General features: G+C 71.5%; 19 protein-coding genes. 8 read left to right on the top strand and 11 right to left on the bottom strand.

Annotated features, from left to right (window positions below):
• Positions 1-25 precede the first annotated feature (25 nt).
• From VQH23_RS13030 to VQH23_RS13010, 5 genes are all read right to left on the bottom strand, one after another.
• Positions 26-718: a YitT family protein gene (locus tag VQH23_RS13030; RefSeq protein ID WP_338661162.1), complete on the bottom strand. Its 693-nt coding sequence runs from the start codon at positions 716-718 to the stop codon at positions 26-28.
• Between the two features lie 49 nt (positions 719-767).
• On the bottom strand, positions 768-1,511 hold the full coding sequence (locus VQH23_RS13025; protein WP_338661161.1) for an N-formylglutamate amidohydrolase: 744 nt from the start codon (positions 1,509-1,511) through the stop codon (positions 768-770).
• Positions 1,508-2,329: a transglutaminase family protein gene (locus VQH23_RS13020; protein WP_338661160.1), complete on the bottom strand. Its 822-nt coding sequence runs from the start codon at positions 2,327-2,329 to the stop codon at positions 1,508-1,510. The genes VQH23_RS13025 and VQH23_RS13020 overlap by 4 nt, the downstream gene beginning before the upstream one ends.
• Before the next feature lie 61 nt (positions 2,330-2,390).
• Positions 2,391-3,479, bottom strand: coding sequence for a transglutaminase family protein (locus VQH23_RS13015; protein ID WP_338661159.1), 1,089 nt, complete (start codon positions 3,477-3,479; stop codon positions 2,391-2,393).
• Positions 3,480-3,627: 148 nt separating this feature from the next.
• Positions 3,628-5,463: a glycoside hydrolase family 15 protein gene (locus VQH23_RS13010; protein WP_338661158.1), complete on the bottom strand. Its 1,836-nt coding sequence runs from the start codon at positions 5,461-5,463 to the stop codon at positions 3,628-3,630.
• Positions 5,464-5,892: 429 nt separating this feature from the next.
• On the opposite strand from VQH23_RS13010, the gene VQH23_RS13005 reads away from it, so the two are divergent.
• Positions 5,893-7,050 (top strand): aldo/keto reductase, encoded by a 1,158-nt coding sequence (locus VQH23_RS13005; RefSeq protein WP_338661157.1) that lies wholly within the window; start codon positions 5,893-5,895, stop codon positions 7,048-7,050.
• 153 nt (positions 7,051-7,203) lie between these two features.
• Positions 7,204-8,547 carry an amidohydrolase family protein gene (locus VQH23_RS13000; RefSeq protein ID WP_338661156.1) on the top strand — a complete coding sequence of 448 codons (1,344 nt, stop codon included), beginning with the start codon at positions 7,204-7,206 and terminating at the stop codon, positions 8,545-8,547.
• A gap of 19 nt (positions 8,548-8,566) precedes the next feature.
• Here the strand turns inward: VQH23_RS13000 and VQH23_RS12995 are convergent, their stop codons facing one another.
• Complete coding sequence (locus VQH23_RS12995) at positions 8,567-10,237, bottom strand: formate--tetrahydrofolate ligase (RefSeq protein WP_338661155.1); 1,671 nt, start codon at positions 10,235-10,237, stop codon at positions 8,567-8,569.
• A 162-nt stretch (positions 10,238-10,399) separates the two neighbouring features.
• On the opposite strand from VQH23_RS12995, the gene VQH23_RS12990 reads away from it, so the two are divergent.
• Complete coding sequence (locus VQH23_RS12990) at positions 10,400-11,383, top strand: tripartite tricarboxylate transporter substrate binding protein (RefSeq protein WP_338661154.1); 984 nt, start codon at positions 10,400-10,402, stop codon at positions 11,381-11,383.
• Positions 11,384-11,410: 27 nt separating this feature from the next.
• Here VQH23_RS12990 and VQH23_RS12985 read toward each other — a convergent pair whose 3' ends face one another.
• Both VQH23_RS12985 and gtdA read right to left on the bottom strand, forming a co-directional pair.
• Positions 11,411-12,601 (bottom strand): VWA domain-containing protein, encoded by a 1,191-nt coding sequence (locus tag VQH23_RS12985; protein ID WP_338661153.1) that lies wholly within the window; start codon positions 12,599-12,601, stop codon positions 11,411-11,413.
• Positions 12,602-12,683: 82 nt separating this feature from the next.
• Positions 12,684-13,742: a gentisate 1,2-dioxygenase gene (gtdA, locus tag VQH23_RS12980; protein WP_338661152.1), complete on the bottom strand. Its 1,059-nt coding sequence runs from the start codon at positions 13,740-13,742 to the stop codon at positions 12,684-12,686.
• 152 nt (positions 13,743-13,894) lie between these two features.
• Between gtdA and VQH23_RS12975 the strand changes: the two genes are divergently transcribed.
• The gene (locus VQH23_RS12975; protein ID WP_338661151.1) at positions 13,895-15,127 is read left to right on the top strand and encodes a 3-hydroxybenzoate 6-monooxygenase; all 1,233 of its coding nucleotides are present in this window, start codon (positions 13,895-13,897) and stop codon (positions 15,125-15,127) included.
• Between the two features lie 72 nt (positions 15,128-15,199).
• Here VQH23_RS12975 and VQH23_RS12970 read toward each other — a convergent pair whose 3' ends face one another.
• The gene (locus tag VQH23_RS12970) at positions 15,200-16,621 is read right to left on the bottom strand and encodes a glycosyltransferase (protein ID WP_338661150.1); all 1,422 of its coding nucleotides are present in this window, start codon (positions 16,619-16,621) and stop codon (positions 15,200-15,202) included.
• Between the two features lie 396 nt (positions 16,622-17,017).
• On the opposite strand from VQH23_RS12970, the gene VQH23_RS12965 reads away from it, so the two are divergent.
• The 4 genes from VQH23_RS12965 (at position 17,018) to VQH23_RS12950 (ending at position 22,765) form a co-directional block, all read left to right on the top strand.
• The gene (locus VQH23_RS12965) at positions 17,018-17,614 is read left to right on the top strand and encodes a hypothetical protein (RefSeq protein ID WP_338661149.1); all 597 of its coding nucleotides are present in this window, start codon (positions 17,018-17,020) and stop codon (positions 17,612-17,614) included.
• Between the two features lie 277 nt (positions 17,615-17,891).
• Positions 17,892-20,054, top strand: a complete 2,163-nt coding sequence (locus VQH23_RS12960) for a virulence-associated E family protein (RefSeq protein WP_338661148.1) — start codon at positions 17,892-17,894, stop codon at positions 20,052-20,054.
• Between the two features lie 436 nt (positions 20,055-20,490).
• Entirely contained in the window at positions 20,491-20,973 is a 483-nt protein-coding gene (locus VQH23_RS12955) for a hypothetical protein (protein ID WP_338661147.1), read from the top strand.
• Complete coding sequence (locus VQH23_RS12950) at positions 20,963-22,765, top strand: terminase gpA endonuclease subunit (RefSeq protein ID WP_338661146.1); 1,803 nt, start codon at positions 20,963-20,965, stop codon at positions 22,763-22,765. Before VQH23_RS12955 ends, VQH23_RS12950 begins: the two co-directional genes overlap by 11 nt.
• A gap of 30 nt (positions 22,766-22,795) precedes the next feature.
• On the opposite strand, the gene VQH23_RS12945 is transcribed toward VQH23_RS12950, so the two are convergent.
• Both VQH23_RS12945 and VQH23_RS26605 read right to left on the bottom strand, forming a co-directional pair.
• Positions 22,796-23,071 (bottom strand): DUF6953 family protein, encoded by a 276-nt coding sequence (locus tag VQH23_RS12945; protein ID WP_338661145.1) that lies wholly within the window; start codon positions 23,069-23,071, stop codon positions 22,796-22,798.
• Positions 23,050-23,256: a YodC family protein gene (locus tag VQH23_RS26605; protein WP_408904202.1), complete on the bottom strand. Its 207-nt coding sequence runs from the start codon at positions 23,254-23,256 to the stop codon at positions 23,050-23,052. The genes VQH23_RS12945 and VQH23_RS26605 overlap by 22 nt, the downstream gene beginning before the upstream one ends.
• Positions 23,257-23,348 lie beyond the last annotated feature (92 nt).

Below are 23,348 nucleotides of genomic sequence, written 5' to 3'. Positions count from 1 at the left end.
ATCTAGCCGACGGCGCCCACGCAGCCTAGCTGACGCCGAGATACCGCCCGGGCCTGTGGTTCATCGCGACGATCAGGTTCACCACCACGGCGCCGAGCATGGATAGCCCGACCTGCCGGAGGTCCAGCACCGCGCAGGCCGCCAGCATCACCAGTGCGTCGAAGCTTAGCTGGACGTAGCCGGCCCGCCAGCCCCGCCTCTCCTGCAGGTGCATCGCGACGAGGTTGATGCCCCCCAGCCCCGTGCGGTGCCTCACCAGCGCCAGCGCCCCCATCCCGATGAGGATCCCGCCCATCAACGCCCCGTAGAGCGGCAGGACATGGGCAACGCCGAGGAGCTGCGGCGCGAAGCGCGTGAGCAGCGAGACGGCGGCGATGGCGACGAGCGACCGGAGCAGAACCCGCCACCCCATCCGCCACAGCCCGAAGAGGAGGAAGGGAATGTTGAGGAGGAAGAACAGCGTGCCGGCGTCGAGCGGCGTGACGTAGCCCAGCAGCAGCGCCACCCCCGCCAGCCCGCTCGTCGCCAGCCGCGCCTCGCCGTAGAGCACCAGCCCCAGGGAAACCATGAAGGTGCCGAGGACCAGCGCCGCCGCGTCCTCATGTGTCCGGTGGGGCGAAGGCGGCAGGGACATCGCGCGCTCGGCCAGCCGTGCGGGCAGGAGGACGGGTCGGGCGACCTGGGTCAGGGAAGTGGTCCTCTCGCGGGCCGCCTCCATCCTAGCCTTCCGCTGCGGCGCAGCAAAGGGAAATGGCAGCCTCCCTCACCTATCCATCCGATGCCCGCCGTAGCGCCGGGGCCAGCCGCCCCGCCCAGTCCCCGATCCCTGCCGCGTCGCCCAGAAGGTCCTGCCGCACCTCGATCAGCACGGCCTCCAGCCCCCGCGCATCGCCGTGCACGGGCACGGTGTAATCATGGATCCCGGGCTCGATCCGGTAGGGCTCGTTCTCCCCCACCACCAGCGCCGGGTCCTCCGCGATGGCGGCCGCCAGCACCCGCCCGAAGCGCTCCGCCCCGCCGAAGAGAACCCCCGCGTGCCAGGCCCGGTCCACGCCCTGGTAACGCGGGGTGAAGCTGTGCACCCCCACCACCAGCGCCCGCCGCCCGGCCCGCTGCCGCGCCTCCAGCAGGGCGGAGACGGCCTCGTGGAAGGGGTTGAACCACATCGCCTGCCGCAGCGCGCGCTCCGCCGCGAGAATGCCGATGTTGCCGGGGATGGGTGTGCTCTCGCTCATCTCCGGGATGCTGGTCGGCACGCCCGGCGGTCGGTTCAGGTCGATCAGCAGGCGGGAGGCGCCGGCGAGCAGCAGCGGCGCGTCCAGCCGCGCGGAGAGCTGCCGTGCCAGTTCCGCCGCCCCGATATCCCAGGCGATGTGCCGCCCCAGCTCCGATGCCGGCAGGCCGAGATCCCCGTAGCGCGCGGGGATGTGGTTGGAAGCGTGCTCGCAGAGCAGGACGAAGGGCGAGCCGCCCTCCGCGTTCACCACCTCCACCGGCGCCGGATCACTCACGCCATCACGTCCGGCTTCACCTCGTCCGTCACCACGTGGAAGCCGGCCAGGGTGTTGGAGCCGAAGGTGGTGGTGATCGCCACGTCCGCCGCGTCCCGGCCCCGCGCCATCAGGATGCGCCCGATGCGCGGCCGGTTGTGGCGCGCGTCGAAGGTGTACCAGTGGCCGCCGAGATAGACCTCGAACCAGGCGGAGAAGTCCATCGCCGCGTCCACCGGCGGCACGCCGATGTCGCCGAGATAGCCCGTGCAGTAGCGCGCGGGGATGTTCATGCAGCGGCAGAGCGTGACGGCCAGGTGCGCGAAGTCCCGGCACACGCCCACCCGGTCGCCGTGGCCGCTATGGGCGGTACGGAAGACGTTGGCGTGCTCGTAGCCGAAGGTCAGGCGGCTGTGGGCGTAGTCCACGATGGCCTGCACCCGCGCCCATCCCTCCGGCGTGTGCCCGAAGAGCGACCAGGCGAGGTCGGACATCCGGTCCGTCTCGCAGTAGCGGCTGGGCAGCAGGAAGACGAGCGCCTCGTCCGGCAGCTCCTGCACCGGCAGCTGGCGGGCCTCCGGCGCGTAGACGTCCGGCACGCCGGGATCCAGCACGTCGAAGCGGGTGGAGATGGTGGTGCGGCCCTGCGGCGCGAGGATGCGGTGGCAGATGTTGCCGAACCCGTCCCGGTACTCGGTGGCCCCGATGGCGGGGTCGAAGCGGAGCTCGTGCGGCCCGATCACGTCCGGCATGCGGCTGGGGTGGACGCTGAGCATCAGGATCATGGGCGTCGGCTGGTAGCACTCGTAGGTGATGTCGAAGCCGGCGTGGATCTTCATGGCGGGTGGGGCCTCCGGGAGGTCGGGACGGGAAGGAAACGGGAGAGGACGGGGAAGGGCGTCAGATCGCGGGCAGGACAGGGCTGGGCGACGCCCCCGGCTCCGTATCCACGGGCTGGGTCCCTGCGTGCCGGGCTCCTGCGGGCTGCGCCGGGCCGGACGGCCCCGGCCCGAGCGCGCCCGTATCCGGCATCTCCTCCGGCATCTCCGCCGCAGGTAGGGGGGCGGGCGCGCGGCCTTGCCGCGGTCCCGGAGGGAGCGCCGGCGGCTTCGGCCCGGGCTCGGCCGTGACCTGCACGGAGACCTCCATGCCCAGGCTGTCGTCCGGGAAGCCCTTCCAGCTGCCGTAGAGCGGCACCGCCTGGGCAGGGTCTCGCGCCACCGCCACCCGGATCAGGTCGCGATTGCCGACGATGCCGTTGGTGGGGTCGAACTCCACCCAGCCCGCGCCGGGCAGGTAGACGCGCACCCAGGCATGGGTGGCGCCGCCGCCGACATGCCCCGCGCCATCGGCCCCCGGCGAGTAGAGGTAGCCGGAGACGAAGCGCGCCGCGAGGCCGAGGGACCGCACCGCCTCCATCATCAGCAGCGCGAAGTCCCGGCAGGTGCCGCTGCCCAGCTCCAGCGTGCGCCCCGGCTCCTGGATGCCGCGCATGGTGCGGGGGATGTAGGTGAAGTCCCGCTTCACCGCCTTCGTCATCGCCGTCAGCAGCCCCAGCGTCTCCGTCGGGCCGTCCTTCCGCAGGAAGCCGCGCGCCCAGAGGTCCACCGCGTGGTCGGGGTCCGCGTGGTGCCGCTCGATGGAGCGCGCGAGGTCCGGCATCTCGTCGATGGTGTAGGAGAAGGGCAGACTGCGCGCGTGCCGCTCCAGCCGGAAGTCCAGCGCCTCCACCGGGCGGTGGTCCAGCCGCATCGTGCTCTCGAACCGCAGCTCACGCGCGCGATCCCTGAAGCAGGCCACGCCCACGCTGTTGCCGAACACGTCGTGCATCCACCACAGGTCGGCCGGCTCGGGCGCGATCTCGATCCGTGCCTCGAGCAGCCGCTGGTCGTACCCCTCCCGCGGCCGCAGCATCATCCGGTGCTCCCCGAAGGAGACGGGCTGGCGGTAGCGGTAGGTCGTGACGTGTCGGACGGTGAGGATCGGCATGGGCCACCCTTCCACCCCTGTGGCGGAAACGAGACGAGCAAAAGACGGGCCAGGGCCAGAAGGGAGCGATCCCCGCCGGCCCTGGCCCGTCATCATAGGTTAGCCCGAAACAGCCTTCCCGGCCGGTGGTTGCACGCCCGGCCCGATTTCAGGCGGCGCGGCGCCGCTGCTCCCGCTCCAGCCGCAGCGCGTGATTGATGAGGGCCATGTGGGTGAAGCCCTGGGGGAAGTTGCCGCGCTGCTCCCCCGTTGCCGCGTCGATCTCCTCGGCGAAGAGGCCGAGGTCGTTCCCCCGCGCCAGCAGCCGCTCGAAGATCAGCCGCGCCTCCTCCGTCCTTCCCGCCAGGGCCAGGCAGCCCACGCGCCAGAAGGCGCAGGCGGTGAAGGTGGCCTCCTCGCCCTCCATGCCGTCCGGGGCGCGGTAGCGGTACACCAGGTCGCCTACCTCCAGCTCCCGCGTGATGGCGTCGTAGGTGGAGGCCAAGCGCGGGTCGTGCGGGTCGATGGCGCCGAACAGCACGGGCCGCAGCACCGCCGCGTCCAGCAGGTCCGATCCGTAGGACTGGGTGAAGGCTCCGCGCGCGGGATTCCAGCCCAGCTCGTGGTACTCGGCCCGCACCTCCTCCGCCGCGCGCTCCCACGCCCGGATCAGCCCCTCCTCGATCCGGCCGACGCGGCGGGCCATACGCGCCGCCCGGTCCAGCGCCACCCAAATCAGCGCCTTGGTGTGGAACATCTGCCGCTTCGGCGTGCGCGGCTCCCAGATGCCGTGGTCCTCGGCGTGCCGCACCTCCATGGCGCGGGTGGCCAGGTTCGTCAGCCCTTCCGGCAGGTGGTCGTTCGTCTTCTGCGGCGGGTCGTAATCCACCGCTTCCAGGAAGGTCTCCAGCGCCAGCAGGTGCTCGCCGTAGATGTCGTGCTGGTCCTGGTCCGCGGCGCCGTTGCCGATCCGCACGGGCGCCACGCCCCGCCAGCCCGATAGGTGTTCCAGCACCGCCTCCTCCTCCGGGGCCCCGCCGTCGATGGCGTACATCAGCTTCAGGTTCTTGCCGTGGCTGGGATCGGCCAGCCGCAGGAAGCGCAGGTACTCCGCCGCCTCCCGCACGTAGCCCAGCATGACAAAGGAGGTGACGGTGAAGCTGGCATCGCGCAGCCAGGCGTAGCGGTAGTCGAAGTTGCGGTTCCCCGGTACCGCCTCGGGCAGGCCCAGCGTCGGCGCGGCGATGATCGCCCCGGTAGGGGAGTAGGTCAGCAGCTTCAGCAGCAGCACGGAGCGCAGCACCGCGTCCCGGTAGCCGCCCTGATAGGTGCAGCAGGCACTCCATCGCTCCCAGTAGTGCCGCGTGGCCGCCAGCCTCTCCTCCGCCTCCTCCAAGCTCGCCGGGGGCACCGTCCGCCCGTCCTCCCCGCCGGAGAGCACGAGGGCCATGCCCTCTCCCCGGCCGAGCGCGAAGCCCGCCGAGACCGCCTCCCCCTCTACCGACACGCCGCCGGGCAGCGCGGCCACGCGCATGCACTGCTCCCCCGCCTCGTACAGGGCCGTGCCGTCCGCCTCCATCGCCGGCGCGCAGGGACGGCGCGCGTAGTCGAAGGTCGGCCGAACGAGGAAGCGGCCGGAGACTCGCCCTTCCTCGCAGCGCAGGACGCGGATCACACGTCCTTCCGCGATCCCGTCCGGTCCCTCCGGCGGGATCTCCTCCGGCCGGGAAAGCGGCATGAAGTCCGTCAGCACCGCGCGCCCCGTGGCGGTGGTGAACACCGTCTCCAGGATGTTCGTGCCAGGGAGGTAGCGGCGCGCCGTGCCGATCACCCGCTCGAACGCCACCGTGCAGGCCCCGCCCTTCTCTTCGTCCAGCAGGCGCAGGAACAGGGCGGGGCTGTCGTGCCGCGGCCAGCACAGCCAGTCGATGGACCCGTCGCGGGCGATGAGGGCGTTGGAGTGCGTGTCGCCGATCGGGGCGTAGTCGGCGATGGGGCGTGACATTGGCGTGGTTGGCCTCATGCGATGCTAACGCGAGATGTGGGCGATCGGCCGGGACGCACCCGGCGCCGCGCGCTCGTGATACCGCGGGGCAAACCCGGCCACCGCGCGGCTTTCGCCGAACGGAACAGGGGTCACCGCGGCGCCACCGCCAGGGCGCGGCAGCCGGCGAAGATGAAGGCCGTGACATTTCTTAGCAATCCGGACGGACGGGGCGTTCGGCCCGGCCGAACCGGCTACGGGACGGATGGCAGCAGGCCATCTATTTGTTTCCAAACGTCCTCTCTTCCGTGATCCGCAGCCCCGGCGACCGTGACCATCGTCATCCCGGAATTAAACGCCTCGCCAACCCCCGGTGGCCGGGCGAGTTGCACAGCGGGCACGGCAGGAGCCGCCGCCCGGAGCGACCCCACCCCTCAGGAGTCACCCCCCGTGACCGCGCGACGCAGCCTCCTCTCCGCCGCCACCCTCGGCGCCCTTCTCGCCCCGCACGTGCTGGCCGCCCAGACCCGGTCCGGCGCCACCACGCCCGGCGCCGCCTCCAACACCTCTACCGGCAGCGGCCTGCCGATGAACGCGCCCCGCACGGGCGGCCGCTGGCGCCCGCCGCACCGGCTGGGCCTCGGTGGGCAGCCGCTGTCCAACGGCTTCGGCAAGGTCGTCTCCGACGAGACCGCCATCGACGTGATGAACGCCGCCTGGGATGCCGGCACCCGCCTCTACGACACCTCCCCCTGGTACACGCTCGGCCGGGGCGAGCGGCGCATGGGCCAGGTGCTCAGCAGCAAGCCGCGGGACGAGTTCGTCCTCGCCACCAAGGTCGGCCGCCTGCTGAACCCGGACCGCGAGCTCGGCCTGCGCCGCGTGGCCAACTGGGCCGATGCCCCGCCCTTCCGCCACGTCTTCGACTACACCGCGGACGGCACGCGCCGCTCCATCGAGGACAGCCTGCAGCGCATGGGCCTGTCCCGCATCGACATCGTCTTCGTGCACGACCTCTCGCCCAGCACGCGCGACCTGCCGGGCAACGACTGGCGTGCCCAGTTCGAGATCGCCCGCCGCGGCGCTTTCCCGACCCTGGCGCGGATGAAGGAGGAGGGGATCATCAAGGCGTGGGGCATGGGCGTGAACGACCCCGAGCCCATCACGGCCGCGCTGGAGGTGGCGGAGCCCGACATCTTCCTCGCCGCCACCCAGTACTCCCTCGCGGACCACGCCAAGGCGCTGGACGGCATCATCCCCGCCATCCAGGCGAAAGGCGCCTCCATCATGGTCGGCGCGCCGCTGAACGGCGGCTTCCTCTCCGGCCGGGACCGCTTCAACTACGGCGGAAGCATCCCGGCGGCGATGGCGGAGAAGCGGGAGAAGATGCTGCGCGTGGCCCGCAACCACGGCGTGGACCTGCGGGTGGCGGCGCTGCACTTCCTGAACGCCAGCCCCGTCGTCTCCTGCTTCGTCCCCGGCGCCAGCTCCCCGGAGCAGCCGCGTCAGAACGCGGAGGCCTTCCGCACCACGATCCCCGCCGCCTTCTGGGCGGAGATGAGGGCGGAAGGGCTGGTGGACCAGCGCGCGCCCCTGCCGCAGACCTGACGCACCACCGGGGAGGGGGGCGCTCTCCCCTCCCCGGCCCTGCCGCCGGCGTGCCGGGGGTTCGCCGCCGCGGAACGCGCGCGGAACTTTGATGCGGCGCGGCGGCCGGGGACAGGCAGCATCCCGGCAGAGCATCCGATCAAGGAGCCGCCCATGCGCCTCGCCCGTCGCACCTTCGCCCTTGCCCTGACCGGTTTATCCCTTGCGCCCCTGCGGCCAGCCCGCGCGCAGGCGGCACCGCCTATCCTGCTGGACGGCGCCCGGCTCTTCGACGGCCGCGCGCTGACCGGCCCCTCCCGCCTGATGATGGCCGACGGCGTCATCCGCCTCCTCGGCGCGGACGTGGCGCCGGAGGGCGCGCAGCGCATCGACCTCTCCGGCCGCTACCTCATCCCCGCGATGATCGCGGCCCATTCCCATGTCGGCCACACCGCCGGCGCCACGCTCGGCCGGCAGAACCACACGCGGGAGAACGTGGAGGCCCAGCTGCGCCGGTATCAGGCCTTCGGCTTCGGCGCAGTCGTCTCCCTCGGCCTGAACGCGCCCATCTTCCACGAATTGCGGCGGGAGAGCCGGGCCGGGCGGCTGCCGGGCGCCCTTCTCCTCGGCGCGGGGCCGGGCATCGGCGTTCCCGGCGGCGCGCCGCCCGTCAACGCCATGAACCTCGCCGAGGACCAGGTGGCCCGCCCGCGCGACCCCGCCGCCATGCGCCAGGCCGTGAACGACATGGCCGACAAGGGCATCGACCTCGTGAAGGTCTGGGTGGACGGGCTGGGCGACACGGTGCCGCAGATGGCGCCGGAGATGGTGCGCGCCGCGGCGGAGGCGACCCACGCGCGCGGGCTGAAGATCTCGGCGCACGTCCACGACCTCTCCCAGGCGCGGCTGGCCGTGGAGGCCGGCGTGGACATCCTCGGCCACGGCATCCGCGACAAGGAGATCGACGACGGGTTGCTGCGCCTGATGAGGGAGCGCGGCACTTGGTACATCCCGACGATCCAGATCGACGAGGCCGAGTACCTCTATGCCGACAACCCGGCCATGGTGAACGATCCGTTCTTCAGCGCCGCGCTGAACCCGGAGATGCGCGCCCGCATCGGGGACCCGGCCTGGCGCGAGGCCCAGCTCTCCCGCGCCGCCCCGCGCCGCTCCGACGTGCGCTTCAACAAGATGAACCTGAAGCGCGTGCACGAGGCCGGGATCCCGATCGCCCTCGGCACGGATTCCGGCGGCACGCCGCTCCGCATCCAGGGCTTCGCGGAGCACCGGGAACTGGAGCTGATGGTGGAGGCGGGCCTGAGCACGGCTGACGTGATGGCCATCGCTACCACCCGTCCTGCGGAGCTGCTGGGCCTCACGGACCGCGCCCGCATCGCGAACGGGCTGCGCGCCGATCTCGTCGTGCTGGAGGGCGACCCGCTGGCCGATATCCGCAACACCCGCCGCATCGCCCGCGTCTTCGCGGCGGGCCGGGAGGTGGCCGGCCCGATCGCCTGATGGGACAGGCTGGGGGCGGCTAGAACAGCCCCTCGATCCGCCCTTCCGCGTCCAGCCCGATCGCCTCGGCGGCGGGCACGCGCGGAAGGCCGGGCATGGTCATCACGTCGCCACAGACTGCCACCACGAAGCCCGCCCCGGCGGAGAGCCGGACCTCGCGCACCGGCAACACGTGCCCGCTCGGCGCGCCCAGCAGCGCGGGGTTGGCGGAGAAGGAGTACTGCGTCTTCGCGATACAAACCGGAGCGCGGCCGAACCCCGCCTCCTCGAAGCGCTTCAGTCGCGTCACCAGCGCCGGCGGGATCGCCACCTCCGCCGCGTGGTAGATCTCCCGCGCGACCGTGCCGATCTTGTCGGCCAGCGGCATGTCGTCCGGGTAGAGCGGGGCGAACCGGGCCGTGCCGCCCGCGATCACCCCCTGCACCTCCCGCGCCAGCTCCGCCGCGCCCGCCGCGCCGTCGCCCCAATGGGTGCAGAGCACCGCGCGCGTGCCGAGCGCGGCCATCGCCTCCTGCACCGCCGCGATCTCCGCCTCCGTGTCGCCCGTGAAGCGGTTCAGCGCCACCACCACGGGCAGGCCGAACTTGCGGGTGTTCTCCACATGGCGCTCCAGGTTGGAGAGGCCGCGCCGCACCGCGTCCACGTCCTCCGCCCCCAGCGCCGACTTCGCCACGCCGCCATGCATCTTCAGCGCGCGCACCGTGGCCACGATCACGCAGGCGGAAGGCGCGAGGCCGGCGGAGCGGCACTTGATGTCCAGGAACTTCTCCGCGCCGAGGTCCGCGCCGAACCCGGCCTCCGTCACTACCACGTCCGCCAGCTGCAGCCCGAGCCGCGTCGCGATCACGCTGTTGCAGCCATGCGCGATGTTGGCGAAAGGCCCGCCATGCACCAGCGCCGGGCTCCCCTCCAGCGTCTGCACGAGGTTGGGCATCAGCGCGTCCCGCAGCAGCGCCGCCATGGCGCCGTCCGCCTTCAGCTCATGCGCCGTCACCGCGCGCCCGTCCCGCGTCTGCCCGATGATGATGCGGCCCAGGCGGGCGCGCAGGTCGTCCAGGTCGCGTGCCAGGCAGAAGATCGCCATCACCTCGGACGCCACGGTGATGTCGAACCCGTCCTCCCGCGGGAAGCCGTTCGCCACGCCGCCCAGGCCGAAGGCGCCCAGCCGCAGCGCGCGGTCGTTCATGTCGATGGCGCGCTTCCACGCGATGCGCCGCACGTCCAGGTCCAGCGCGTTGCCCCAGTAGACGTGGTTGTCGATCATCGCCGAGAGCAGGTTGTTCGCGCTCGTGATCGCGTGGAAGTCGCCGGTGAAATGGAGGTTGATCTCCTCCATCGGCGCCACCTGCGCCCGCCCGCCGCCCGTGGCCCCGCCCTTCACCCCGAAGCAGGGCCCGAGGGAGGGCTCGCGCAGCGCGATCATCGTGCGCATGCCCAGCGCGTTCAGCGCGTCGCCCAGCCCGATGGTGGTGGTGGTCTTGCCCTCGCCGGCCGGGGTCGGGCTGATGCCCGTCACCAGCACCAGCGCGCCCTCCGGCCGCCCGGCCTGGGCCCGCACGAAATCGGTGCCGATCTTGGCCTTGAACCGCCCGTGCGGCTCCAACGCCTCCCCGGGGATCCCGGCCCGCGCGGCGATCTCGGCGATGGGGCGCAGCGTGGCCGCCCGCGCGATCTCCAGGTCCGTCGTCATCCCGCTCTCCCCTCGGCCCGTCCGGGTTAGCCGGGCGGGTCGCCCGGCGCAACGCGGGGCGTCCGGGAAAGTCTCGTCTTAACCCCTCGCCTTGTGGGCCGGGCTTGCGGCACCATTCCGGCAACGCGCCGGAAAGGCGCCGCCACCCGGAGGAACACGCCCATGCCCACCCGCCGCGCCCTGCTGGCCCTTGCCGGCGCCGCGCCCCTGGCCCCTGCCCTGGCCCCCTTCCCGGCCCGTGCCCAGGAGGCCTGGCCCGCCCGGCCGGTGACGGTGCTGGTGCCCTTCGTCGCCGGCGGCCCGTCCGACATCGTGGCCCGCGCCGCCGCCAACCGCATGGGCCAGTCCATCGGCCAGCCCGTGGTGGTGGAGAACCGGCCCGGCGCGAACGGGGAGGTGGCGGCCCGCGTCGCCATGCGCGCGGCGCCCGATGGCCACACGCTGATGGTCGGCTCCATCGGCGTCTGGGCCATCAACGCCGCCCTGCGCCCGAATCTCGGCTACGACCCGGTGAAGGACTTCACCCCGCTGGTCCTCGCCGTCACCACGCCGAACGTGCTGGTGGTGAACCGGGACCACCCGGCGCGCGATGTCGCCGGGTTGATCGGGTGGCTGAAGGAATCGGGTGGCCGCGCCTCCTACTCCACCTCCGGCGTCGGCTCCTCCGACCAGCTCACCACGGAGCTGTTCAAGCTGCGCACGGGCACGGAGATCACCCACGTCCCCTATACCGGCGGCGCCGCGGCGGCCACGGACCTCATCGCCGGCAATGTCAGCCTCTCCTTCCAGAACCTCGGCACCGTTGCCGGCCACATCGAGGGCGGGCGGCTGCGCGCCCTGATGGTGACGAGTGAGCGCCCGCACCCCGTGCTGCCGGGCGTGCCGACGGCGGAGCAGGCGGGACTGCGCGACTTCGTCGTCACCTCCTGGCAGTCCTTCATGGCGCCGGCCGGCATGGCGCCCCCGCTGCGCGACCGCGTGGCCGCCGCACTGCGCGATTCCCTGCTGCACGCGGAGACGCGCGCCGCGCTGGAGCGCATCGGCTTCGACGTGGTGCCCACCACGCCGGATGCTTACCGGAGCTTTCAGGAGGCGGAGATCGCGCGCTGGCGCGAGGTGATTCGGGCAGCGCGCATCGTTGCCTGAACCCGCCGGGAACCGGGGCAGCGGGCCTCAGCGCGCCGGCGGCTTCAGGGCCTCCACCAGGTTGCGCTCGATCTCCGCCAGCTGCGCCTCCCGCGCCTCTCGCACCGCGGCGACGTAGGCGTCCAGCGCGCCCCGTATCGCCTCGTGCCGCGCGCGCAGGATCCCCCGCGCCTCCTCCGCCACGGCGGGCAGCGGCTCGGCCCCTCCGGCGCGAAGCCGCAGCAGGCGCTGAACCAGCCCGTTGTTCTCGCGCGAGAGCGCCAGGTTCACGCAGGCCTGCGCGCGCGCCGCGGCCACGTTCGTCACCCGCTGGGTGCGCCCGGCCTGGATGCTCGCGCCGGTCCGCGCCCGGATCGCCGCCATGGCGTTCAGCGTGCCCTCGCGGGACCGCCGCAGCGCCTCCTCCGCATCCCGGCCGGAGACATTGGCGAAGTCGCCGCCGCCCGCCCGCGCGACCTCCGCCAGCGCCGCCCGCTCCCGCTCCGCGATGTCGAAGCCGACGATGTCCACCACCACGCGCAGCTCGCCCCCGTTCAGGCGCCGCGCTACCGCCACGGGATCGCCCCCGCAGGTCTCCACCCCGTCCGAGATCACCAGCAGCAGCTGCTCGCCCTCGCGCCCGGAGGGCCGGAACTGCCGCGCCGCCGCCTCCATGCCCGCCGCCAGCGGGGTCCATCCCACCGGGCGCAGCCGCCCCAGCGCCGCCCCCACCGCGTCGCGCCCGCCGGCTGCCAGCGGCACCACCGCCTCCGCCGAGCCGCAGGAGGCGGCGCGCCCCTCGTTCCGGGCGTTCCCCCGGTGCCCGAACACCACCAGCCCCACCTCTACCTCCTGGCCGAGGCCGTCCAGGAAGCGGCGGGCGGCGCGCAGGGCCGCCTCCATCTTCGTCTCCCGCCCGGAGGCCGCGCCCGTGGCGCCGGCCATGGAGCCCGAGGCGTCCACCGCCACCACCACACGGCTGGCGGGCGCCCGCCGCGGCGCCGGCCCGACAGCACCCTGCCCCGGCAGCGCCTCTGTCGGGGGCATCTCCACGGCCGGCAGGCAGCGCCGGGCGACCTCCGGCTCGATCAGCCCGTCCAGCAGCGCCCGGGCATCGGGCGGCACCGCCTCCGCAGGGGCCGGGCCGGGGCGCGCGGTCTGGGCCGCGGCGGGGAGCGGCGGGGCAGCGACCAGCCAGGCGGCGACGAGCGCGGCCAGGGCGGGGCGGAGCGGGTTCATCGGCGCTTCCCTCTCGGACTCGCCGTCATCAACTCCGGAGGAAACGTGTCGGTTTCGATCCGAGCGCGCCCCCCCTGTCGGCTCACGCGTTCCCGCGATCCTCGCGCCAGAGGTGCAGCGCCTCCTGCACCGGCCGGTCGGAGAAGGAGAACAGCACGCTGTCCTCCGCCGCCTCGTGCCGCACCGGCTTCCAGGAGGGCACGACGAAGACGTCGCGTGGCCCCCACTCCACCACGAAGTCGTCCCCGACGATGCTGCGCCCGCGCCCCTCGATCGGCGCGAAGACCGTGGCGTCGGTGGCGCGGTAGGCCGCGCTGGAGAACCCCTTCGGCAGCAGCTGCACGAAGGTGCCGATGGTGTTCATCGCGTGCCCGCCGGTCACGGGGTTGCTGTAGCGCATCTTCAGCCCGTGACAGGGGTCCCACTCGGCGGCGCGCCGCATCCGCTCCAGCGCCTCCCGCGTGCGCTCATAGGGATAGTTGAACACGGGGGAGGTGTTGCCGCGCCGCCTGTGGTCCACCGGCAGGAGGTTGGCGCCGAAGCGCGCGTCGCTGTCGCCCAGCGGCCGCGTCACGGGCTGCTCGTCCTCGCCGAGGTGCTCCGCGAAGGAGGCGTCGAGGAACTGCACCAGCGGGATGTCCAGCCCGTCCAGCCAGAAGATCGGCGCGTCGCTCTCGTTGCCGTGGTCGTGCCAGGTCATGGGCGGGGTGATGATGAAGTCGCCCTCGCTCATCAGGGTCCGCTCGCCGTCCACGGCGGTGTAGGCGCCGCGCCCTTCCAGCACGAAGCGCAGGGCGGTCTGCGTGTGCCGGTGCGCCGGCGCCACCTCGCCGGGCAGCACGAGCTGCACGCCGGCGTAGAGGTCCGTCGTGATCTTCGATTGCCCGCGCAGGCCGGGATTCTCCAGCACCAGCACGCGCCGCTCCGCCTCCTTGGCGGTGATGAGGCCGCCCGCCTCCATCATCGCGGCGCGGATGTCGGCGAAGCGCCAGCTCGCCGGGCGGCAGAGGCTGCGCGGCTCCGGCGTCACCAGCTCCGCAAGCGAGAGCCAGAGCGGGGTGAGGTTCTGCCCGCCGATGCGGTCGTAGAACTCCTGGCGCCGCGCCTCGATGCCGGCCGCCGCCTGGGTCTCGGGTGCCACCGCGTCCCTCCCTCGTTCTGTTATTAGACAGTGTGCGTATTATCCGTGTAGGGTCAATCAACATCTCGCCGGGTTCACGGCCCGGAACGTCCCGTCGCCGCACAGCATCACCGAGAAGCGGACCGGCAAAGAACCGGCTCAGGAGGAACAGGATGCGCCAGGAAGGACCGGTCCTCGTCGCGGGGGGCGGCATCGGCGGGCTCTCGGCCGCCCTCGGCCTCGCCCGCGCGGGCCACGAGGTGACGGTGCTGGAGCGCTCCGCCCAGCTGGGCGAGATCGGCGCGGGCATCCAGCTCGGCCCCAACGCCTTCCAGGCCTTCGACCACCTCGGCGTCGGCGACGAGGCGCGCGCCATGGCCGTCTACGTGGACCGCCTGCGCCTGATGGACGCCCTCACCGCCGAGGACATCGCCAGCATCGACCTGACGGAGCCCTTCCGCCGCCGCTTCGGCAACCCCTACGCGGTGGTGCACCGGGGCGACCTGCACGGCGTCCTCCTCCGCGCCTGCGGGGCCAGTCCGCGCATCACCCTCCGCACCGGCGCGGGCGTCACGGGCTACGAGCAGGACGGCAGCACCGTCACCGCCCGCCTGTCCTCGGGCGAGGCGGTGCGGGGCACGGTGCTGATCGGGGCGGACGGCCTCTGGTCCCGCATCCGCGCGCGGGTGGTGGGGGATGGCCCGCCGCGCGTCACGGGCCACACCACCTACCGCTCCGTCATCCCAACGGAGGCGATGCCGGAGGACCTGCGCTGGAACGCGGCCACCCTGTGGGCCGGGCCGAAGTGCCACATCGTCCACTACCCGCTCTCCGGCTGGAAGCAGTTCAACCTCGTCGTCACCTACCACAACGACGCGCCGGAGCCCGTGGCGGGCCAGCCCGTGGGGATGGAGGAGGTGATGGCCGGCTTCACCCACGTGCATCCCCGCGCGCAGAGCATCATCCGCCACGGCCGCGACTGGAAGCTGTGGGTGCTGTGCGACCGCGACCCGGTGGAGCGCTGGGTGGACCGCCGCGTGGCGCTGCTGGGCGACGCCGCCCACCCCACGCTGCAATACCTGGCCCAGGGCGCCTGCATGGCGATGGAGGACGCCGTCGTCCTCTCCCAGGAGATGGAGGCGCATCCCGGCGCGCCGGAGGCAGCGCTGGAGGCCTATCGCCGCCGCCGCGTCCTCCGCACCGCCCGCGTGCAGCTGCAGTCCCGGGCGGTGGGGGATCACATCTACCACCCCTCCGGCCCGCACGCAGCGCTGCGCAACGCGGTCATGTCCGCCAAGTCGCGGGAGGCGTGGTACGACGCCATCACCTGGCTCTACGGCGAAACGGGGCTGGACAGGGAGCCGGACGGCGCGCGGACGGCGGGCCGGAGCAGCGTGGCGGCCTGATCCGGCAGCCGCCACCCTTCCGCTCCCTGGTTCGCCACGCCCCGGCGGGTGCATGGCGGCCCCGGCGGCGCTTCAGGCCGGGCCCGCCTCCAGCGCCCGCACGGGGACCGGCCGCTTCCTGAAGGGGATCCTCAGCCAGGTCGGGCGCCACGCCGCGGCGGGCAGGATCGGCCCGCCGGCCTCGCGGCCGAGCCGGCCGGCCCGGGCCCCGAGCTCTGGGCTGACGCGGATGCCCGCCTGCGCCGCCGCCTCCTCCAACCGTTGCTCGATCAACGCCACTGCCCTGTCCAGCCCCGGCTCGGCGGCGAGCCGCGCCGCCAGGCCCGCCGCGGCCGTTGCGTAGGCGGGGTCGGTGGTGATCCGGTGCAGCGTGTCCGAGAGGATGGCAGGGGTCACGCGGCGCAGGGGGACCGGCGCAGGACCGGCGCCGAGGCGGGCGACCTGCGCGCCCCAGAAGCCCTGGTCCCCCATGACGGGAAACACCGCCGTGGGCAGGCCGTGGCGCAGCCCCTCCGCCGTGGTCCCGGCGCCGCCATGGTGGATCGCCGCCGCGAGGTGCGGGAACAGGGCCGCGTGGTCGTGGAAGCCCAGGCGAAGCACGTTGGACGGCGGCTCCTCCTCCGTCCGTGCGATGGCGGGGCCGAGCACCGCGCGCCCCTCGAACAGGCGCAGCGCCTCGAGGACGAGCCGGGCGTTCGCGCGGCTGCGCCAGACCATGGAGCCGAAGCCGATATAGACCGGCGGCGGCCCGGCGCCGAGGAAGCGGCGGACCTCCTCGGGGAGGGGCGGCGGCGGGGCCTTGTCGAACCAGAAGCCGGTCTGGGTCTTGCGGCCGGGCCAGTCGCCGGGATCCGGGACGAGGGCGCTGCTGAAGGCGAGGACCTGGTCCGCGTAGTGCAGGCCGGTCGTCAGGGGATTGGTCCAGGGCCGGAGGCGGGAGCCAGCGCCGGTCTGCTTGCGCCCCTCGCGGATGCCGGACCGGAAGAGGAGCGGCACGGCGCGCATCGCCTGGTGGGAGAGGCGGGTGGAGAGCGCCCCGCCGCCCCGGCCGCCGAGGAGCGGGAGCGGGGCGCGGCGCGAGGGGAGAAGCGGTTGGAGCGCGACGTGGATCGCGGGCTTTCCCTGCTCCCGGGCCAGTTCGGCGCAGAAGAAGGCTGAGGCGTTGTAGACGACGAGGTCCGCGTCCCGGATCAGGCCGTGGCACTGCCGGATGGCGTCGGCCACGAAGGCGTTCGCGTCCCGCAGGAAGCCGGAGAGGCTCTGGCGGGGCGCGCCCGGCGGCTTGGCACCGAGATGCCGGCCGAACGGAGTGGAGATCAGGACCGGCTCCACGCCGAGGTGCCGGCAGTAGTTCCGGAACTCCTCGTTCGTCACCAGCGTGACCTCGTGCCCGCGGGACTGAAGGGTCCGGGCAAGAAGGATGTGGGGGCGTATATCCCCCCGCGAGCCGAAGGTGGCGATCAGGACGCGGGTCGCGGGACCCTCTCTCAGCATCCTGGACCCCAACGCCGGTCGGAGATGCGGTCGGTGGACCGTGCGGGCCCTGGCGCGTGAACCATTCCGGTTCTTCTCCCCCCGGCTAATCCGGCCGGTTGAGCAAACCTAAAGTATAAGGCGATTCACAGAGGGTTATTACAATTTCACGGTTTGTTGTTAAGCGCAAAAACAACCCTTGGTTGTTTCTGGCACGGGATCGGACGCCTCGTTTCTGGCGGGAAGGCAAGGGGCTACCGCATCTGGCCGCCGTGAACGGCCCGCCCTGCCTCGGGCTGCATGAGCGCGCGCTGCCCCGCGTCGTCATCTCCCGGCGCGAAAACTGTCACGCTCCGCGGGTTGGAGGCATCGCCATCCGCACCCACAACCGTGCCAACGCACCGGAGAAGCGCCACCATGAGAACCCCCACGCGTCTCGCCGCCACGCTCCTGGGCATCGGCCTCGCTTCCCTATCCGCCGCGGCACAGCCGGCGCCGCAGACGCAGGGCAACCTGACGCCCCTGCAGCGCTTCCGCGCCCTTCCACCGGACCGTCAGGAGGCGATCCGGAACGAGATCGAGCCGCTCTTCGTCCAGACCCTGGAGGCGAATGCCGGGCTGCTCCGCATGGCGCAGGACTGCAACATGCCCCTGCCCCAGGCGGCCACCGCCGAGGCGGTCCTGGAGCGGGACCTGCAGTCGCCGGAGCACACCAGCGGGCTGCTCTTCGGGCAGGCGCGGCAGGGCGCGCTCCTCGCCCGCTTCCGCGAGACCCGCCAGGCGCCGATCGACTGCGGCGGGGCCGCCGGGATGCGCCCGCAGCTCATCGCGCGGCTCGCGGGCTTTGGCCCGGCCTTCCAGGAGGTCCTGATGCGCTCGCTGGCGGCCGGGGAAGCGCCCGGGGAAGCGCCCGAGGGAAGGCCCGGGCCGGACGCACCGCAGCCCGGCGCCAAGCCGCCGGGCCCGGACGCCGCCCCCCCGGCCTCCGGAACGAAGCCGCCGCCGGCCGATTGAGGCGGGGCCGGTTCCTGGCCCGGAGGACTGTCGGTCAACCTCGCCGGCCATGCTGATGGCCACGCGCCGCCGCTACGGGACACGGGGGTCAAACCGGCTCGGACCAGCCGGTTCAGAGAAGACGGATATTGTTCGGAAGAGGGATGGTGGAGCTGAGGGGAGCGGAATCCCCTAACAACTTCAACTCTCTAGCAGCCATAGACCCTAAGCCGAATCCCGCTAGTTTCCAAGGATTTCCAGGACGTGTGGCTAACTGCCGCTGCCATGGGGGCGCCCGATGAGCGCCGCCGGCTGGCTCCCTGGGCGGGGAATGGGCGGGACCGACGCGCAGGCTGAGGCTTGGGCTGATGACCTGCTGGACGATGAGACCGGCCCCGGCCCGCTGGATCGGGTGCTGACCGTCACCCGATTCGACGGCCACGGCGCTGCCAGGAAGAAAGAGGTGGCGATCAGCCTTCGCAATCTCGCACCGGGCATCCTGAAGCGGACGGCCCCGGAGAAATCCGCCCTTCCCTGGCTAAAGCTGGCCCAATTCGGGGATCAGGCGACGCCCAAGGGCAGCCTGCGGCACGACGCGAACGTGCTGGCCGTTGACGGTGTGGAAGGCGATTACGACGACGGCATTGTGGGCGTGGACGAGGTGCTTGCCCGCCTGAAGTCCGCCCGGCTGGCTGCCCTCGTCTATACCTCACCCAGGCACACGCCCGAGGCGCCCCGCTGGCGCGTCCTGGCGCCCTTCTCCGCATCCCTGCCGCCCGAGAGGCGGAAGCGCATGGCGGAGCGGTTGAACGGCGCCCTGGGCGGCATCCTGGCCGGGGAGTCCTTCGCTCTCTCGCAAGCCTACTACTACGGCTCTGTGGCCGAGAACCCGGCGCATCGCGTGGAACTGCTGGACGGCCGCGCGCTGGACCTCGCCCCCGACCTCGACGCCGGGGCTGTTGGGAAAGGCGCAAAGCCCGCCCCCATGGCTCCCGGCGGGAACGTTGTGCCGCTCCGGCGTCCGAAGGACGAGTCCCGCTCCGGCGTCGCGTTCCGGCTGGCCTGCGACATGGCGCGGGCCGGGAAGGACGAGGCGGAGTGGCGGGACCATCCCGACGTGGCCGCCTGGGCGGCCGAGAAGCCGGATCGCGAGGTGGCCCGGACCTGGGCACGCGCGGCCGAGCGTGTCAGCGGCGACGCCTGGATGGCGGGACTGCTGACGGTAGGCGAGGACGACAAGCGCCGCGTCCTGCCCTGCCTGGACAACGCCGTCCTGTTCTTCAGCCGCTCCCCCGATTGGCTGGGGCTGCTGGCCTATGACGACCTCGCCCAGCGTGTCGTGAGGCGGCGCCCCGTGCCCGTGCATGGGGAGGAGGCGGGGCAGCCCTACGCGGTCCCGGAGCCGTGGAGCGACGACGACACGACGGCCGCACGCCGCTACCTGCAACGCGCCTTCCTTCAGGTCTCGCAAGAGGACGTGGAGCGGGCCGTCCGTCAGGCCGCGTTAGAAGCCCGCTTCCACCCCGTCCGGGACTACCTCGACGGGCTGCAATGGGACGGCAGGCCGCGCCTGTCCGGCCTGCTGCACAGCTACGCGGGCGCGACGCGCGGCGCCTACGCGGAAGGCGTCAGCCGCATGTTCCTTATCTCCATGGTGGCGCGCGTCTATCAGCCTGGATGCGAGGCACACCACATGCCCGTGCTGATCGGCCCCCAGGGTGCGGGAAAGTCATCCTTCGCCAAAGCCCTGCTGCCGCAGGCCGATTGGTTCAGCGACACGCTGCCCCCCGTGGGGGAAGACTCCGTTCGCACGGCTATGGCGCTACGCGGGAAATGGCTGATCGAGGTGGCGGAACTGGACGCCTTCCGCAAAGCCGATTTCCGCAGCCTCAAAGACTTCCTGACGCGCGCCGTGGAGGAGTTCACGCCCAAGTATGGGCGAATGCCCGTCCGGGAGCCGCGCAGTTGCGTCTTCATCGGCAGCACCAACGAGTCCGAGTTCCTGAAGGATGACACCGGGAATCGGCGCTTCTGGCCGGTGACGGTGGGCGTGCTGGACCTCGCCACCCTGCGGCAGGACCGCGATCAGCTATGGGCGGAGGCCGTGGCAGCGTACCGCGCTGGGGAGGCTTGGCACCCGTCGCAGGATTGGCAGGAGCGGCACGCGACGCCCGTGCAGGAGGCCGCGCGGGAAGACGTGGACGCCCGCGTGCCGAAGGTGCGCGCGTGGCTAGACGGCGAAGCGACGCTGTACGGCGAGGCGGGCGAGCCGCGAGACCGCACGACGGCGGCCGAGGTTTGGACGGAGGCGCTGGGCGGCAAGGATAGCGCCTTCCCGAAGGCCGATCAGATGGCCGTGGCGAAGATGCTGAAGGCGCTGGGGTGGGAGCGGAAGCTAGTGCGCGACGGGCAACACGTCGGCCGGCTTTGGCTTCGCCCTGATCCGGCGGCGGACATCTAGCCATGACCCGTAACCAGTTCGCCCAGGTCGTAACCATCTGCCGCGCCCAGGTGGTTACGCGGGAAGCCCCGCAAATCAGGCATTGCAACCACCGTAACCACTGTAACCACCTATTCTGTATTACGGTGAAGGAGAGAGATGGTTATAGGGGTGTGGCGTGCAGCCGTGGTGCGCCAGTCCTATTCGGAAGTAGGTGGTTACTGGTTACAGCGGTTACGGCGCGCCCTCTCCGAGCAGCAATATCAATGAGTTGGCAGCGTAACCGCCGCTTGGGCGTAACCACTCCCCTCACCTGGGCGCCCTCACGCCGGGTGACCCCCACCCCCCGTAGGTACTTCCCAGGGGGTGCCGCCGAGCGGGGCACGCGGAGCCGCGTGGCCTCGCTCTGCGAGACCGAAAATCCATGCAGGCCGATTTCAGGCCCGTGGAGGCGCGCATGACCGCGCCCCCTGCCACGGCACCTCCCGAGCCCGTGGAGGCGTCTAGCGGCCTCCCTGGCGAGGTATCCGTGGACGTGCTGGCCGACCTGCTGGGCGTGTCGCCCCGCACCTTGGGCAAGTGGGTGGATGCCGGGATCATCCGGCGTTCAGCGCGTGGGCGCTTCCCATTGCGGGAGTCCCTGCGCGCCGCGTTCGCCCATGCCCAGGCCCCGAGGGCTGCCACGGGCGACAAGGCCCGCCTGCTGGCCGCCCAGGCTGAGAAGGTGGAACTGGCGAACGCGGCGAAGCGTGCGGAACTGGTGCCGGCCGCCGCCGTGGCCCACGAGTGGGCGTCCATGCTGGCGCAGTTGCGCGCGGCCATGCTGGCCGTCTCGTCCCGCTTCCACGCTCGACGCGCGCACCTGACGCCCGGCGACATCGCGGAACTAGACCGGGTGATCCGGGACGCGTTGGAGGACCAAGCCAATGATGGAATCTGACACCATCTGGGCGGACTCTCTCATGCGTCTGCGCTGGGAGGCGCTGGCGCATCTTCGGCCACCGCCCCGGCTGCGGCTGTCGCAGTGGATGGAGTCCACGCTGAAGCTGCCGGATACCGTTAGCGCCATCCCTGGCCCCGTGCGCCTCTTTCCCTATCAGCGGGAGATCGCGGACGCGCTGACGGACCCGGAGGTAGAGCGCGTGACGCTGGTGAAGTCTGTGCGCCTGGGCTTCACGACCCTCTTATCTGGCCTGATCGCGCACCACGCCGCGAACGACCCCGCCCAGGTTCTCGCCCTGCTGCCCACGGAAGCGGATTGCCGAAGGTATGTAGTTGACGATTTGGAGCCCTTGTTCGCCGCCTCGCCCAAGGTGGCCGGGCTGCTGGCGGCCGACACGGCGGACGGCGGCGGGCGAAACACGCTGTTGGCGCGACGGTATCCCGGCGGATCGCTGAAAGTGGTTCCTGGGCGCGCACCGCGGAATTTGCGCTCCCACAATGTGCGCGTCCTGCTGGTGGACGAGGCGGACGGCGTGGAAATAACTTCCGAGGGTGATCCAGTTGCCCTGGCCGAACGCCGCACCCTCTCTTTTCCTGATCGCAAGATCATCGTCGGCAGCACGCCCACGTTCGAGGCTACCTCTGTCGTTCTTAGAAAGTTCGGGGAATCCGACAAGCGCGTGTTTGAGGTGCCGTGTCCGCGCTGCGGCGGCTTTACTGAGATCCTTTGGGAACACATCCGCTGGCCGGAATCGCAGCCCGAGAAGGCCGCATTCGTCTGTCCACATTGCGACCGCACCACGGAAGAGGCCCGGAAGGCCGACATGGTGGACGCGGCCCGCTGGCGGGCGACGGCGCCCGAGGTGCAGGGGCACGCCGGCTTCCGGCTGAACGCGCTGATTTCGCCGCTGGCAAATGCGCGCTGGGGGCTGCTGGCAAAGGAGTTCATCGCCGCCAAGCGCAGCGGCCCCGATCTCTTACAACCGTTCGTCAACACGATTTTGGCCCAGGGTTGGAAGGACGACGCAGAGGAGATGGACGAGTCTGACCTCGCCGCGCGCGTGGAGCCGTTCGGCCTCGACGCTATCCCGGCCGAGGTACTATTTATCACCCTAGGCGTGGATGTTCAGCCGGACCGCCTTGAATGTACGTTTCTGGGCTGGACGGCCGAGGGCGTGCCGCTGGTGCTGGGGCACTCTGTCATTTATGGCGACGTGCAGCACGATGACGTTTGGGCGGAACTGGATGACGCCCTGAAAACGATGTGGCCCCACGCCCACGGGGGAACGCTGCACGTGGATTGCGCGCTTGTGGACTCTGGCGACGGCAACACGACGGAACGCGTTATGGCGTTCTGCAAGGCACGCCGGCACCTGCGCGCGTATAGCGCAAAAGGAGACGATGGGAAGCGCCCACCCGTGCAGGCGAGCAAGACGCGCGGCACGTCCCTGTTCATTGTGGGCGTGGACACGATCAAGGCGCAGCTACTCGCCCGCGTGGCGTCGCGCTCCATTCGGTTCAGCGCCAGCCTTCAGTCTGTCTGGTTCGAGCAATTCACGGCGGAGCGGCGGCGTACCCGCTACACCCATGGGCGACCTGTCCGCTATTTCGACCGTGTGCCTGGGCGACGTGCCGAGGCGCTGGATTGCGTTGTTTATGCCATCGCAGCGCGCGGACTGGTTCAGGCCGATCCGGCCCGGCGGGCGGAAGAACTAGCGTCACCCGCTGCGCCAAAGCCGACCGCGCCGCCTGCTGTGATCCGCAGCGCGTGGATGGACAGAGGGCGGTAAAAAGCTTCGGCCCTCCTCCGCTATAATCGGCTACTGCTGCCTGCCTGGTTGATCAGTAGTGAGGCGATCACGCCAGAACTTGTCTACACGTTCGTAAACAGAATTAGGGGTCAGCTTGTTAAAAGCTGCCAGTACTGCCTTTCCGACACAAACATTTCCGCTCGCGTCATAGTAGGCAAGCTTTTGATCTTGGAGATGCAGAAGGTGCGAGGCCGCTTCTTCCTGATAGAGGAAGCGCTTAGCCTCGTACTCACGCAACATCCAATTAGCTGCTTCCTCCGGAGTCATGTCTTCGGTGGTGTCCACACCTGGAGAAGGTGTTCCGCAAACTCGCTCTGATCGCGTGTGGCACCCTTGAACCAGACGCATTTGTACTTGGTCGCATTTTCTGCGCGCGACGGAAGGTATTCTCCCGGGGAACTCTCGATCGTCATCGGAGGTCCCCCTGACTTCATCTGGACCACATCACCGTTTTTGAAGGCGTTCGCCATTCGATCTTCCTTACCAGAGCCTCAAGCGTAGCGTCGGCTTTCGAGGAGGAGAAGCCGGGCATTCTGAGGTGGAGCGGTGAAACGGAAGGCCG

The organism is Pararoseomonas sp. SCSIO 73927, assembly GCF_037040815.1.
GTDB lineage: Bacteria > Pseudomonadota > Alphaproteobacteria > Acetobacterales > Acetobacteraceae > Roseomonas.
Note: the sequence above shows the minus strand (reverse complement) of the source record. Positions and strands in the feature narration are given on the sequence as shown.

Excerpts from the sequence above, each read along its gene's own strand:
- VQH23_RS13030 (WP_338661162.1), bottom strand. The coding sequence starts at position 718 with ATGGAGGCGGCCCGCGAGAGGACCACTTCCCTGACCCAGGTCGCCCGA.
- VQH23_RS13020 (WP_338661160.1), bottom strand. The coding sequence starts at position 2,329 with ATGAAGATCCACGCCGGCTTCGACATCACCTACGAGTGCTACCAGCCG.
- VQH23_RS13015 (WP_338661159.1), bottom strand. The coding sequence starts at position 3,479 with ATGCCGATCCTCACCGTCCGACACGTCACGACCTACCGCTACCGCCAG.
- VQH23_RS13010 (WP_338661158.1), bottom strand. The coding sequence starts at position 5,463 with ATGTCACGCCCCATCGCCGACTACGCCCCGATCGGCGACACGCACTCC.
- VQH23_RS13000 (WP_338661156.1), top strand. The coding sequence starts at position 7,204 with ATGCGCCTCGCCCGTCGCACCTTCGCCCTTGCCCTGACCGGTTTATCC.
- VQH23_RS12995 (WP_338661155.1), bottom strand. The coding sequence starts at position 10,237 with ATGACGACGGACCTGGAGATCGCGCGGGCGGCCACGCTGCGCCCCATC.
- VQH23_RS12990 (WP_338661154.1), top strand. The coding sequence starts at position 10,400 with ATGCCCACCCGCCGCGCCCTGCTGGCCCTTGCCGGCGCCGCGCCCCTG.
- VQH23_RS12985 (WP_338661153.1), bottom strand. The coding sequence starts at position 12,601 with ATGAACCCGCTCCGCCCCGCCCTGGCCGCGCTCGTCGCCGCCTGGCTG.
- VQH23_RS12975 (WP_338661151.1), top strand. The coding sequence starts at position 13,895 with ATGCGCCAGGAAGGACCGGTCCTCGTCGCGGGGGGCGGCATCGGCGGG.
- VQH23_RS12970 (WP_338661150.1), bottom strand. The coding sequence starts at position 16,621 with ATGCTGAGAGAGGGTCCCGCGACCCGCGTCCTGATCGCCACCTTCGGC.
- VQH23_RS12965 (WP_338661149.1), top strand. The coding sequence starts at position 17,018 with ATGAGAACCCCCACGCGTCTCGCCGCCACGCTCCTGGGCATCGGCCTC.
- VQH23_RS12960 (WP_338661148.1), top strand. The coding sequence starts at position 17,892 with ATGAGCGCCGCCGGCTGGCTCCCTGGGCGGGGAATGGGCGGGACCGAC.
- VQH23_RS12955 (WP_338661147.1), top strand. The coding sequence starts at position 20,491 with ATGACCGCGCCCCCTGCCACGGCACCTCCCGAGCCCGTGGAGGCGTCT.
- VQH23_RS12950 (WP_338661146.1), top strand. The coding sequence starts at position 20,963 with ATGGAATCTGACACCATCTGGGCGGACTCTCTCATGCGTCTGCGCTGG.
- VQH23_RS26605 (WP_408904202.1), bottom strand. The coding sequence starts at position 23,256 with ATGGCGAACGCCTTCAAAAACGGTGATGTGGTCCAGATGAAGTCAGGG.